The following is a 12,458-nucleotide window of genomic DNA, read 5'->3' as shown; positions in this document are numbered from 1 at the left end:
AGGATCGTTAAGATTGTGCTCTGGTGTCTTCCCAGAGACAGGCCGCGCGGAAGGGTGACCTGGTTCAATTTATCGAAGCTAGTTTGAAAGCAAGGTTATGAGGAATCCATATGTCTGAACAACAAGCACAAGGTGCCGATGAGGCCATTGACCTTAATAATGAACTGAAAGCTCGTCGCGAAAAACTGGCTGCGCTGCGTGAGCAGGGCGTAGCTTTCCCCAACGATTTCCGTCGCGATCATACCTCTGACCAATTGCATGCTGAATTCGATGCGAAGGACAACGATGAACTCGCTTCCCTGAACGTTGAAGTTGCGGTGGCTGGTCGGATGATGACCCGTCGCGTGATGGGCAAAGCCTCCTTCGTCACCCTCCAGGACGTCGGCGGCCGCATTCAGCTGTACGTGGCGCGCGATGACCTGCCGGAAGGCGTCTACAACGAACAGTTTAAGAAATGGGACCTCGGCGATATCATCGCCGCCCGCGGCAAGCTGTTCAAAACGCAAACCGGCGAACTCTCGATCCACTGCACCGAGCTGCGCCTGCTGACCAAAGCCCTGCGCCCGCTGCCGGATAAATTCCACGGCCTGCAGGATCAGGAAGTTCGCTATCGCCAGCGCTATCTGGATCTGATCGCCAACGAAGAGTCGCGTCATACGTTCCGTATCCGTTCGCAGATCCTCGCCACCATGCGCCAGTTCATGGTGGCCCGCGGCTTTATGGAAGTCGAAACGCCGATGATGCAGGTGATCCCTGGCGGTGCGTCCGCCCGTCCGTTCATTACCCATCACAACGCCCTGGATCTCGATATGTACCTGCGCATCGCGCCGGAACTGTATCTGAAACGTCTGGTGGTTGGCGGTTTTGAACGCGTGTTTGAAATCAACCGTAACTTCCGCAACGAAGGGATCTCGGTACGCCATAACCCAGAGTTCACCATGATGGAACTGTATATGGCGTATGCGGACTACAAAGACCTGATCGAACTGACCGAGTCGCTGTTCCGCACCCTGGCGCAGACGGTGCTGGGCAAAACCGAAGTGCCGTATGGCGACCAGGTGTTTGATTTCGGCAAGCCGTTTGAAAAACTGACCATGCGCGAAGCGATCAAGAAACACCGTCCGGAAACCAACATGGCGGATCTGGATAACTTCGACGCGGCGAAAGCGCTGGCGGAATCTATCGGTATTCAGGTAGAGAAAAGCTGGGGGCTGGGACGCATAGTTACCGAAATCTTTGACGAAGTGGCGGAAGCGCATCTGATTCAGCCGACCTTCATCACCGAATACCCGGCGGAAGTTTCTCCGCTGGCGCGCCGTAACGACGTCAACCCGGAAATCACTGACCGCTTTGAATTCTTCATCGGCGGCCGCGAAATCGGTAACGGTTTCAGCGAGCTGAACGATGCCGAAGACCAGGCGCAGCGCTTCCAGGATCAGGTGAACGCCAAAGCGGCGGGCGATGACGAAGCGATGTTCTACGACGAAGACTACGTGACCGCCCTCGAGTACGGCCTGCCGCCGACCGCCGGTCTGGGTATCGGTATCGACCGCATGGTGATGCTGTTTACCAACAGCCATACCATCCGCGACGTGATCCTCTTCCCGGCCATGCGTCCGCAGAAGTAATCCATTGCACTCCCTCCCGGCCTGCGCCGGGAGGTTCTGTCTGCATTATCCCCGGCCTGTCGGCAGAGCGATGTTATTACAGGACTTTTTGCAACGTGCCGCGCTGGCTGCCGTTTGCCCATACGCCGTTAAAGGCGTCGTTCAGCGTAAAGGCTGAGCTTTTCACCCGGAAGGTCAGTTTACCCTGGCTGGCTTTCGCCGCCTCAACCAGATGGCCGCGGGTTTTCACCGTTTTAGCGGTGACGGTAATCTCATCAATTTTATCGCCATACTCCGTATAAACATACCAGGTGCCCACCCAGGGGCCGAAGCCGCTGTCGGCCTGCTGCGCGGCGGCGGCATTCTCGGCTTTGGTTTTATGAATATCGCAGGTGGTCCCATCGGTCATCTGCGTGCAGCCGGAACGTTCAAGCTGTTCCCGGTATTTCGCGCTAATGGCGTGGGCCGGCGCGGCGGCGACCAGCGCCAGGGTCAGGGTGGTGAAAAGCCAGGTCTTATTCATCTTATTGTTTCTCATCGCGATAGCGGCGTGCCGGGCCATAGAGAGGGATACACGTTGGTGTATTCTCCCGTTGGCGTCAGAATAAAATAACCCAACCAGTCCTGATAAGTAATTAGCAAGACGCTCTGGGGTTATTTATTAGTAAAACATCAAAGTTTCATGCTTATTTCGCAAGCCAACCTTCCCACTGCTTGTCATATTATTGCAGAGAGAATGTTAATTATTTGATGTTTTAAAGCGGCTATGTGTCATTCAGGCAAATAACAGCAGGCCTGTCCTTGGCGCACGGCAAAAGCCCGCGCTGGTGCGGTGTTGAGTTTTTTTCATATTGCTATCATCATATTTCGAATGAAAGGGATAACCTCTGAAGCGGGTTATTAAGCCAGTAATTTTTATCCGCAAAATAAGCCGGCGGCAAGCATTATTTCCATTTATTTTTCAGGGTTACCTGAAATAGCGAATATACCGCCAGCGCAATGATGGATTTCCATCATTTCTCCGTTTTCATCGTCGGTCGTCACCTGCTTATAGTGACGCCAGACAAGACCACAGGGTGGAAAGGAGAACAAGATGGCGACAGAGCAACTGCGGTGGGGCGTGAGCCCCCTGTGCTGGACCAACGATGTACTCGAGGATTTAGGCGGTGATATTCCCCTGGATACCTGCCTGCGCGAGGCGCGGGAGGCGGGCTATCAGGGCATTGAGTTAGGACGGAAATTTCCCCGCCAGGCATCAACCCTGGGCCCGCTGCTGGCGGCGGCTGACCTGCGCCTGGCGTCCGGCTGGTACAGCGGCCTGCTGGCCGACCGCAGCGTGGAAGCGGAGCTGGAGGCGGTGCGGGAGCACGCCCAGCTCCTCCGGCAGCTCGGCGCGAAGGTGATGGTTTACGGCGAATGCGGGCAACTGCCAGGTGAAACCCCGCTTGATGAGCCTATTTCGCTCTCGCCGCCGTTAAGCCGCGTCAGCCTTGCGGCGTATTGCCACAAGCTGAATACCTTTGCTGACCTGCTGCTGCGCGACTATGACCTCCAGCTGGCCTATCACCATCATCTGATGATGCTGGTGGAGCACGATGACGAGCTGGAGCGGTTTCTGTCTCACACCCATGACAACGTCGGGCTGGCGTTTGATACCGGGCACGCCTTTGTCGCCGGGGTCGAGATCCCGCGCGTACTGCACAAATATGGCCACCGTATCCGCCATCTGCATCTGAAAGACGTGCGTCCGCAGGTGCTGGGGCGTCTGTATCGGGAAAACCTGAGCTTTAACGAGGCGGTGCGCGCCGGGCTGTTTACCATCCCAGGCGACGGCTGCATCGACTATGCGCCGATCCTCGACTTTGTACGGGACAGCGACTACCGCGGCTGGCTGATTATCGAAGCCGAGCAGGATCCGGCGATGGCGCCGCCGCTGGCCACCGCCAGCCGCGCCTATGCCTGGCTGGCGCACCATTTATCTTCCCCTTCATCGTCAGAGGAGTACGCATCATGAGCGCGCGGTTAAATATCGGCCTTATCGGCTCAGGTTTTATGGGGCAGGCACACGCCGACGCTTACCGTCGCGCGGCGATGTTCTATCCCGATCTGCCCAAGCGCCCGCATCTCTACGCGCTGGCGGATCAGGATCAGGCGATGGCCGAACGCCACGCGGCGAAACTGGGGGCGGAAAAGGCCTACGGCGACTGGCGCGAGCTGGTAATCGATCCGCAGGTTGATGTGGTGGATATCACCTCGCCGAACCATCTGCACTACACAATGGCGATGGCGGCGATCGCGGCGGGTAAACATGTCTATTGCGAGAAGCCGCTGGCGGTCAATGAGCAGCAGGCGCAGGAGATGGCGCAGGCGGCACGGCGCGCGGGGGTGAAGACCATGGTGGCCTTTAACAACATCAAAACGCCGGCGGCGCTGCTGGCAAAGCAGATTATCGCCCGGGGAGATATTGGCGAACCGGTGCGCTTTCGCGGCACCTTTGATCAGGGGTTTTATAACGACCCGAACCTGCCCTGGTCCTGGCGCTGCTCGAAAACCCTCGGCGGCAGCGGGGCGCTTGGCGACCTCGGCGCCCATACCCTGTCCGTCGCCCAGTTTTTGCTGGGCGGGATCCGTGAAGTGACCGCCAGCGCGCAAACCTGCCTGCGCCAGCGTCCGGTGCCGCAAACCGATGCCGGGTATGCCAGCCGGGTCGCGGCCGATGCCGAGTGGCGGGAAGTGGAAAATGACGATCAGGTTCAGTGCCTGGTCAATTTCGACAGCGGCGCGGCGGGAGTGATTGAGGCCTCGCGCATCGCCGCCGGGCGGATCTTCGGCGTGTTCTGGGAGGTTTCCGGCACCGAAGGCACGCTGTATATGGACGGGGAGCGCTTTAACGAGCTGCAGGTCTATCGCTTCAACGATGACAAACATGACCGCGGCTTTAAGACGCTGTATGCCGGGAGCCAGATCCCGGCCTATGCCGGCTTCTTCGGCTTCGATTTTGGCGGCGGCGGGCTGGGCTATTTTGACGTCAAGGTGATCGAAGTGCATGACCTGGTGCAGGGGATTTGCGGGGAGGGCGACTGCTATCCCAACTTTGAATTTGGTTTGCAGAATCAGCGCGTGCTGTCGGCGATTGAAGCCTCGATGGCCAGCCGTCGCTGGGTGAACGTGGTTAAAGACTAAGGAGCCGCTATGTTTCCGTCACACTTACCAACCCCGCGCCGCCCGGCGGCGCAGAGCATTCCCCTCCTGCGCTGGGGCATTATCGGTCCTGGCTGGATCGCCGAGCGCTTTGTGCACTCATTGAAAACCTACAGCCGGCAGCAGGTGGTGGCGGTGGCTTCCCGCAGCCAGGCGAAGGCCGACCGGGTGGCCGCGGAATGGGGGATCCCCCAGGCTTACGGCCAGGTGGAGGAGATGCTGGCGCGTCCGGATATTGATGCGGTGTATATTGCGACGCCGCACAACCATCACTTTCCCGACGGCATGCAGGCGCTGAAGGCGGGCAAACACGTGCTGATTGAGAAGCCCTTCGCCCTCAACCTCGGCGAAGGGCGTGAGCTGCAGGCCGAAGCCGCCCGCCAGGAGAAGCTGGCGCTGGAGGCAATGTGGTGCGATTACGCGCCGAAATATGATGTGATCCGCCAGCTGCTGGAGGATGGGGCGCTCGGCGACCTGCATACCCTGCTGGCCGATCACGGCGAGTATTTCACCCGCGACCACCGCATCTTCAATGCCGATCTTGCCGGCGGGCCGATGATGGACCTCGGCAGCTATGTGACCTCGTTTGCGCTGATGGTGGGCGGCATGCCGCAGGAGATTGTCGCCCGCGGCAGCGCCACGGCGGAGGGGCTTAACGGTCAGACGTCGATGCTGTTTAGCTGGCAGAACGGGATGCAGGGGATGTTAAACACCACTTTGTTCAGCAACACGCCGGGCGGGGCGGTGGTGGCCGGACGCCAGGCGACCCTGACGATCGACGGCCAGTTTTACGCCCCCGGCGGCTTCACGCTCGCCGCCAGTCAGGGCGGGCAGGTGCTGCGCTGGGAAGAGCCGCGCAATCGCTACGACCAGCTGTTCTGGCAGGCGGAGCATTTTGCCTGGTGCATCGGACAGGGGGTGCAGGACTCGCCGCTGCGGCCGCTCAGTCGGGTGCTGCAGAATCTGCAGGTGATGGATGAGGTGCGGCGCCAGGTGGGCGCGGTGTTTAACGAAGAACGCTAAGGAGCCGGCCGGGCAATGGCAGATAGCGCGAGCGTATCTGCCATTGCCCGGCAAAAGGACGCGTACGATGCCTGATGTCTGTTGCCCGGCGGCGCTGCGCTTGCGCGGGCCTGTGATATCTATGCAACCGATTGATATTACGGTGTATTAATGCCTGTGTTATGTAGGCCGGGCAAGGCGGCGACGCCGCCCGGCATAAAACGGCTCCGCGTCGGCTGTTCTTGCCCGGCGGCGCTGCGCTTGCACGGGCCTACGATTTTACTGCAACCGTTTGATATTAAATCAGATTAATGCCTGTGTTATGTAGGCCGGGCAAGGCGACGCCGCCGCCCGGCATAAAAGCGGCTCCGCGTCGGCTGCCCTTGCCCGGCGGCGCTGCGCTTGCGCGGGTCTGGGATACCCATGCAAATGTTTGATATTAAATCATATTAATGCCTGTATTATGTAGGCCGGGCAAGGCGACGCCGCCGCCCGGCATAAAGGCAGGTACAGCGCCTGATAGCGGTTGCATCGCACCCGCTCAGCGACAGTCGTCGACGGCGACAAACTGGCCATGCTGCAGGGACTGAACCGCCGCTTCGGCAATGGCCTGCGCCTGCAGGCCGTCCAGCAGGCCGGGCAGGTCGGCGACGGTTTCACCATTCAGGGAGCGAATAAAGGCGTCAAGATGCTGGTAATAAGATCCCTGTACACGGCTGAACCAGTCCGGCCACAGGCCCGGCTCAATGCGCTGATTGCCGCGCCACAGGGTAGGGCCCGCCGGCGACTGGCTACCGGACTCCAGCGCGCCCTCGGCGCCCAGCAGGGTGATCCGTTCATCGTACCCGTGGCCGGTGCGGCGGGTATTGTCCAGCTGCGCCAGCGCACCGCCGCGCATCTGCATCATCAGGATGGAGGTGTCGACATCGCCAAATTCGGCAATGTCCGGCAGGGCCAGCGCCGCGCCCATCGCTGCTACGGTGCGCACTTCATCGCCAGTGAGAAAGCGCAGGAGATCAAAGAAGTGGATCGCCTGATCGCGCATCTGGCCGCCGGAGCTGCGCAGATAGTCGAGCGGCGGCATGCTGGAGGCGCGGCAGACCATCTGCACCAGCTCGACCCGGCCGATCAGCCCTTGCTCCAGCTGGCGGCGGAGCTGCTGATGGCTGCTATCGAAGCGCCGGTTAAAGCCGACAGTGACCGGCACGTTCAGGGGGAGCACCCGCTCCACCACCTCACGGGCGTGCGCCAGGGAGAGGTCGATCGGTTTTTCACAATAGACCGCCTTGCCCGCCCGGGCGGCGGCTTCCAGCAGTTCGGCATGCGACGGGGTTGAACTGGCGATCAGCACCGCGTCGATGGCGTCGCTATGGATCGCCTCGCTCACGGTCACCGCCCGGGCGCCATAGCGGGCGGCCAGCGCCTGGGCGCGCTCCGGGGCGGCATCGGCCACCATCGTCAGCGCACTTCCTTCATGACGAGCAAGACTGGCGGCATGAACCTGACCGATAAAACCACTGCCTACCAGGGCAAAACGTTTGCAGATCATTTTTTTCTCCAGAATGGCGAGGGGACGCTGCCACCATAATCGGTTTGCTAAACTCACTGACACTGCCGTTTTGATGGATTTCCATCATGAAGAGAGGGGCGATGAAAAACATTTCACTGGCGATGCTGGCCAGACAGATTGGCGTCGGCGTGGCCACCGTTGACCGGGTGCTGAACGAGCGCGGCGGCGTATCGCCGCAGACCACGCGCAAAGTGCTGCAGGCGGCGCGCGAGGCGGGGCTGAAGCGGATCCTGCCGGAGGAGCACCGCTTTCCCTGGCAGATTGAGGTCTTTCTCAGCAGCAATGACTCGTTCTTCTTTCCGCAGCTGGCGCAGGATTTTGCCGCCGTGGCGGATAGCCTCGGCTATCGCCGTCTGACCTTGCACCGCACCTTTGTCCCGGAGTCGCAGCCGACGACGCTGGCCCGGCGCATTGCGCGCAGTTGCCAGCAGCGTCAGGGGATCATCGTCTTCGGCAATGACCATCCCGCGGTGCACGACGCGCTGCGCCGTTGCCGGGAGGCTGGCGTCCCGGCGATCACCCTGGCGACGGACCTGCCCGGCGCCGACCGACTCTGCCACGTGGGGATCAATCAGCTGCAGGCTGGCCGCACGGCGGGGTTAATGCTGGGGAGAATGACGCCGCGGCCCGGCGAGGTGCTGATGGTCAGCGGCCGGCAAGATTACAGCGCGCATCGCCTGCGCATTCAGGGGTTCCGCGAGGTGCTGAGCCAGCGCTTTCCCCACCTGCAGCTCAGCGACGTGCTGGCGGGCGAGGAGCGGCGGGAGCAGATCACCCGCCTGGTGGAGCAAGCCCTGTGCCGCAGCCGGAATATTGTTGGGATCTATAACACCGGGCTTGGCAATACCCAGATTGCCGAGGCGCTGGCCCGCCACCGCCGCGAAGGCGACGTCTGCTGGATCACCCATGAGCGTTACAACACCACCCGGCAGCAGCTGGCGAAGGGCAGCCTGGCGTTAACGCTCGATCAGAACACCCGCCAGCACGCCCAGCTGGCGATCGACCTGATGCTGCGCCATCTGGAGTCCGGCTACCAGCCGCAAACCTATGCCGACGGTAAAGTCGACTTTATCCTCTACAGCGCCGAGAACGTGGACTAAGGCGTACGGCGCCTCCCTTCCTGACAACACGGATTTCCCCGGCGGGTAAATGCCAACCCCGCCGGGAGGGATCGTTTCAAAGCGTTGTCTGCTTCTCATTTTTCGCTCATTTATGCGGCAATGTTAGATGTCTGTCAAAATTCTGTTACTGCATAGTTTTATAATTTTCATTTCAGTTATTTACTTATAAAAGTTTCAAATGTCTTGTTAATGAAATAAATGGTCTGAAATCCAGGTTGCGGCGTAAATGGACTGATGTTTCAAAATAGTGATGATAAAACAGCCGTTATTTGTGATTTAGATCACGATGGAGTGCGAGAGGTGCCGCAGCGTCGTCGATATACCAGCAGACATTTGCCGCAACGTAACTGAAATTAATTTTTCATTTTGTTTCATTCACCGGCGTACCTACAAAATCAAGGATCAACTATGAATATTAAGAAAACGATTGTTGCCTCTTTGTTAGCCTGCATGCTGCCTGCGGTGGTTATGGCAAAAGATGTCTCCATTGGCGTCTCGATGGCGCTGTTTGACGATAACTTCCTGACGATCCTGCGTACCTCGATGCAAAAAGAGATGAAAAAAGATGGCGTTAAATCGCAGATCGAGGACGCGAAAGGGGATGTCTCCCAGCAGCTGCAGCAGGTACAGAACTTTATCGGCCAGGGGGTGGACGCCATTATCGTCAACCCGGTGGATACCAACGCGGTGAAACCGATCATGGATCAGGCCACCAAAGCCGGGATCCCGCTGGTGTTTGTGAACCGCCGTCCGCAGGCGGAGCTGACCGACAAGATGGCCTATGTGGGATCGGACTCCATTCTTGCCGGCCGTCTGCAGATGGAAGCGCTGGCGAAAGCGATGAACGGTAAGGGCAATGTGGCGATCCTGCTCGGCGACCTGGCGAATGAATCCACTCGCGACCGCACCAAAGGGGTGGAAGAGGTGGTAGCGAAATACCCGAACATCAAAATCGTCCAGAAGCAGACCGCGAAATTTACCCGCAATGACGCCGTGGACGTGGTCAGCAACTGGATGACCAGCGGTGAGGATATCCAGGCCATCGCCTCCAACAACGATGAAATGGCGATCGGCGCCCTGCAGGCGCTGGGCAAAAACCCGAACCATATTCTCATCGCCGGCGTGGATGGCACCCCGGACGCGCTGCAGATGCTGAAGAGCGGCAAGATGATCGCCACCATCTTCCAGGATGCGAAAGGCCAGGGTGAAGGCGCAGTCGACGCGGCCATCAAGCTGGCGAACGGCGAGAAAGTGGAAAAAATCATCGATGTGCCGTATCAGCTGATCACCAAAGAGAACATGGCTGAATTTACCAACCGTAATCAGAAATAGTCCTGGCCAACCTGTGGTACGGAGGTGGATGTATGAACGCTTTTGCCCTTGAAGCCGAAGGTATCAGTAAGTTCTTCCCCGGCGTGAAGGCGCTCGATAATGTCTCATTGCGCGTGCGTCCGGGAACGGTGCATGCCCTGATGGGCGAGAACGGCGCCGGTAAATCCACGCTGATGAAATGCCTGATCGGTATCTATCGCCCCGATAAAGGGTCGATTCGCGTGAAAGGGGAGCCGGTGGAGTTTACCGACACCATGGATGCGCTGCGCTCGGGGATCTCGATGATCCACCAGGAGCTCAATCTGGTGCCGCATATGACGGTGGCGGAGAATATCTGGCTGGGGCGCGAGCCGATGAAGTACGGCTTTGTCGACCACGGCCAGCTGACCCGCCAGACCCAGGCGTTGCTGGATAAGCTCAATATCCGCTTAACCGCTGACCGGCTGGTGGGCGACCTGAGCATCGCCGCCCAGCAGATGGTGGAGATTGCCAAAGCGGTTTCATGGAACGCGGATATCGTGATCATGGATGAGCCCACCTCGGCGCTGACCGAAGGCGAGGTGGCTCACCTGTTCACCATCATCCGCGACCTGCGCGCCCAGGGTAAAGCGATCATCTATATCAGCCACAAAATGGATGAGATCTTTGCCATCACCGATGAGATCAGCGTCTTTCGCGACGGCACCTGGGTGGGGAGCAAAAACACCACCGAATTTACCCGGCAGTCGCTGATCACCCAGATGGTGGGCCGCGAATTAACCCAGCTGTTTCCGAAATTTAATAACACCATCGGCGAAGAGGTGCTGACGGTTCGCAACCTGACGCGTCAGGGCGTGTTCCATGACGTCAGCTTTAGCGTACGCCGTGGCGAAATCCTGGGCGTGGCCGGGCTGGTGGGCGCCGGGCGCAGCGAGGTGATGGAAAGCCTGTTCGGTATGGAGCGCTTCGACAGCGGCGAAGTGCTGATCGACGGGGCGCCGGTGACCATCGATTCCCCCTCCGTGGCGATTGAAAAGGGGATGGCATTATTAACCGAAGACCGGAAAAAGTCGGGCCTGTTTCTGGTGCTGTCGGTGCTGGAAAATATGAGTATCGTCAAAATGCCGGAATATATCGGCAAGAGCGGTTTTGTCCAGCACGTGAAAATGGCCGAAGACTGCATGGAGCAAATACGCCGGCTCAATATTAAAACGCCGACGATGGATCAAATTATTAATAACCTCAGCGGGGGGAATCAGCAAAAGGTCCTGATTGCGCGCTGGCTGTTAGCGCAACCGAAAATCTTAATTCTCGATGAGCCGACCCGCGGTATCGACGTCGGGGCGAAGGCGGAGATTTATCATCTGATCAGTGAACTGGCGAATCGGGGGGTGGCGGTGATTATGGTCTCCTCTGAGCTGCCGGAAATCCTTGGCATGAGCGATCGGGTCATGGTGATGCATGAAGGTCGTATCACCGGCATCCTGGAAAAAGACGAAGCCGACCAGGAAACCATTTTGTCGTTGGCATCCCATTGAGGCACAGAGAATGAGTAATATGAAATTAACGGCGGCTCCGGCCAGCGAGGGTTCCTCCTTCTTCGCTAATTTGCGGCATAAAATGCCGAAAGATACCGGCATCTTTGTGGTGATGCTGGTGATTGCCCTGACCTTTGAAATCGCCGGCTGGTATGTTCGCGACCAGTCGTTCCTGCTCAATACCAACCGGCTGGTGCTGATTGTGCTGCAGGTGGCGATTATCGGCATCATCGCCGTGGGCGTCACCCAGGTGATCATCACCACCGGGATTGACCTCTCCTCCGGCTCGGTTATTGCCCTTGCGGCGGTGGTGGCGGCCAGCCTGGCGCAAACCTCCGATAGCCTGTCGCCAATGTTCCCGGCGCTGGTCAACCTGCCGGCGGTGATCCCCATTTGCGCGGGGATCGGCGTCGGCCTGCTGTGCGGCCTGACCAACGGTTTCCTGGTGACGCGGACCGGTATCCCGCCGTTTATCGCCACCCTCGGGATGATGGTTTCGGCGCGCGGTCTGGCGCAGTATTACACTCAGGGCAACCCGATCAGCTTCCTCTCCGACAGCTTTACGGCGATAGGCCAGGGTGCGATGCCGGTGATTATCTTCTTCGTGATCGCCGCCGTGTTTCACATTGCGCTGAAGCATACCCGGTATGGCAAATATGTGTATGCCATCGGCGGCAACATGACCTCGGCCAAAGTGTCCGGCATCAACGTGAATAAATATCTGGTGATAGTCTACACCATCGCCGGGGCGCTCTCCGGGCTGGCGGGGGTGGTGCTGGCGGCGCGCGTCAGCAGCGGCCAGTCGAGTATGGGGATGTCCTACGAGCTGGACGCGATTGCCGCCGCGGTGATCGGCGGCAGCAGCTTAATGGGCGGAGTGGGGCGCATTACCGGCACCCTGATTGGCGCGATGATCCTTGGCCTGATCAAAAGCGGTTTTACCTTTGTCGGCGTCGATGCCTATGTGCAGGATATTATTAAAGGCATCATTATCGTTGCGGCAGTAACCATCGATATGCGTCGCAACCGGAAAAAACACTAATCTTATCAACGGGCGGCAACGGCGAAGGATGTCGTTGCCGCCCGTCCTGTCCAGAAATAAACAAAA

Annotated in this window: 10 protein-coding genes; 8 read left to right on the top strand and 2 right to left on the bottom strand. The window is 58.9% G+C overall.

Features of this window, described 5'->3' with window-relative positions:
• The first annotated feature begins 110 nt into the window (after nt 1–110).
• Nucleotides 111–1,628, top strand: a complete 1,518-nt coding sequence (gene lysS / locus LPQ25_RS19340; protein WP_002892491.1) for a lysine--tRNA ligase — start codon at nt 111–113, stop codon at nt 1,626–1,628.
• Nucleotides 1,629–1,704: 76 nt separating this feature from the next.
• Here lysS and LPQ25_RS19335 read toward each other — a convergent pair whose 3' ends face one another.
• Nucleotides 1,705–2,130: a hypothetical protein gene (locus tag LPQ25_RS19335; protein ID WP_004183243.1), complete on the bottom strand. Its 426-nt coding sequence runs from the start codon at nt 2,128–2,130 to the stop codon at nt 1,705–1,707.
• A gap of 570 nt (nt 2,131–2,700) precedes the next feature.
• Here LPQ25_RS19335 and iolE point away from each other — a divergent pair.
• From iolE to LPQ25_RS19320, 3 genes are read left to right on the top strand one after another with little or no spacing between them, the layout of a single operon-like run.
• On the top strand, nt 2,701–3,621 hold the full coding sequence (gene iolE / locus LPQ25_RS19330) for a myo-inosose-2 dehydratase (RefSeq protein ID WP_014907960.1): 921 nt from the start codon (nt 2,701–2,703) through the stop codon (nt 3,619–3,621).
• Nucleotides 3,618–4,790, top strand: a complete 1,173-nt coding sequence (locus LPQ25_RS19325) for a Gfo/Idh/MocA family protein (protein WP_012737561.1) — start codon at nt 3,618–3,620, stop codon at nt 4,788–4,790. The genes iolE and LPQ25_RS19325 overlap by 4 nt, the downstream gene beginning before the upstream one ends.
• Before the next feature lie 9 nt (nt 4,791–4,799).
• Complete coding sequence (locus LPQ25_RS19320; RefSeq protein ID WP_012737562.1) at nt 4,800–5,831, top strand: Gfo/Idh/MocA family protein; 1,032 nt, start codon at nt 4,800–4,802, stop codon at nt 5,829–5,831.
• 520 nt (nt 5,832–6,351) lie between these two features.
• Here the strand turns inward: LPQ25_RS19320 and LPQ25_RS19315 are convergent.
• Nucleotides 6,352–7,359 (bottom strand): Gfo/Idh/MocA family oxidoreductase, encoded by a 1,008-nt coding sequence (locus LPQ25_RS19315; RefSeq protein ID WP_014907959.1) that lies wholly within the window; start codon nt 7,357–7,359, stop codon nt 6,352–6,354.
• A gap of 101 nt (nt 7,360–7,460) precedes the next feature.
• Between LPQ25_RS19315 and LPQ25_RS19310 the strand changes: the two genes are divergently transcribed.
• The 4 genes from LPQ25_RS19310 (at nt 7,461) to LPQ25_RS19295 (ending at nt 12,392) form a co-directional block, all read left to right on the top strand.
• The gene (locus LPQ25_RS19310; protein ID WP_004191476.1) at nt 7,461–8,480 is read left to right on the top strand and encodes a LacI family DNA-binding transcriptional regulator; all 1,020 of its coding nucleotides are present in this window, start codon (nt 7,461–7,463) and stop codon (nt 8,478–8,480) included.
• A 429-nt stretch (nt 8,481–8,909) separates the two neighbouring features.
• Nucleotides 8,910–9,833, top strand: a complete 924-nt coding sequence (locus LPQ25_RS19305) for a sugar ABC transporter substrate-binding protein (protein ID WP_002892597.1) — start codon at nt 8,910–8,912, stop codon at nt 9,831–9,833.
• A gap of 32 nt (nt 9,834–9,865) precedes the next feature.
• The gene (locus tag LPQ25_RS19300; RefSeq protein WP_004142660.1) at nt 9,866–11,350 is read left to right on the top strand and encodes a sugar ABC transporter ATP-binding protein; all 1,485 of its coding nucleotides are present in this window, start codon (nt 9,866–9,868) and stop codon (nt 11,348–11,350) included.
• 19 nt (nt 11,351–11,369) lie between these two features.
• Entirely contained in the window at nt 11,370–12,392 is a 1,023-nt protein-coding gene (locus tag LPQ25_RS19295) for an ABC transporter permease (RefSeq protein WP_004152946.1), read from the top strand.
• Nucleotides 12,393–12,458 lie beyond the last annotated feature (66 nt).

It is taken from the genome of Klebsiella sp. KPN54798 (assembly GCF_021184225.1).
Classification (GTDB): Bacteria; Pseudomonadota; Gammaproteobacteria; order Enterobacterales; family Enterobacteriaceae; genus Klebsiella; species Klebsiella pneumoniae.
Note: the sequence above shows the minus strand (reverse complement) of the source record. Positions and strands in the feature narration are given on the sequence as shown.

What these genes read in the sequence shown, in the direction of transcription:
- lysS (WP_002892491.1), top strand. Translation starts at nt 111, where the DNA reads ATGTCTGAACAACAAGCACAAGGTGCCGATGAGGCCATTGACCTTAAT.
- LPQ25_RS19335 (WP_004183243.1), bottom strand. Translation starts at nt 2,130, where the DNA reads ATGAATAAGACCTGGCTTTTCACCACCCTGACCCTGGCGCTGGTCGCC.
- iolE (WP_014907960.1), top strand. Translation starts at nt 2,701, where the DNA reads ATGGCGACAGAGCAACTGCGGTGGGGCGTGAGCCCCCTGTGCTGGACC.
- LPQ25_RS19325 (WP_012737561.1), top strand. Translation starts at nt 3,618, where the DNA reads ATGAGCGCGCGGTTAAATATCGGCCTTATCGGCTCAGGTTTTATGGGG.
- LPQ25_RS19320 (WP_012737562.1), top strand. Translation starts at nt 4,800, where the DNA reads ATGTTTCCGTCACACTTACCAACCCCGCGCCGCCCGGCGGCGCAGAGC.
- LPQ25_RS19315 (WP_014907959.1), bottom strand. Translation starts at nt 7,359, where the DNA reads ATGATCTGCAAACGTTTTGCCCTGGTAGGCAGTGGTTTTATCGGTCAG.
- LPQ25_RS19310 (WP_004191476.1), top strand. Translation starts at nt 7,461, where the DNA reads ATGAAAAACATTTCACTGGCGATGCTGGCCAGACAGATTGGCGTCGGC.
- LPQ25_RS19305 (WP_002892597.1), top strand. Translation starts at nt 8,910, where the DNA reads ATGAATATTAAGAAAACGATTGTTGCCTCTTTGTTAGCCTGCATGCTG.
- LPQ25_RS19300 (WP_004142660.1), top strand. Translation starts at nt 9,866, where the DNA reads ATGAACGCTTTTGCCCTTGAAGCCGAAGGTATCAGTAAGTTCTTCCCC.
- LPQ25_RS19295 (WP_004152946.1), top strand. Translation starts at nt 11,370, where the DNA reads ATGAAATTAACGGCGGCTCCGGCCAGCGAGGGTTCCTCCTTCTTCGCT.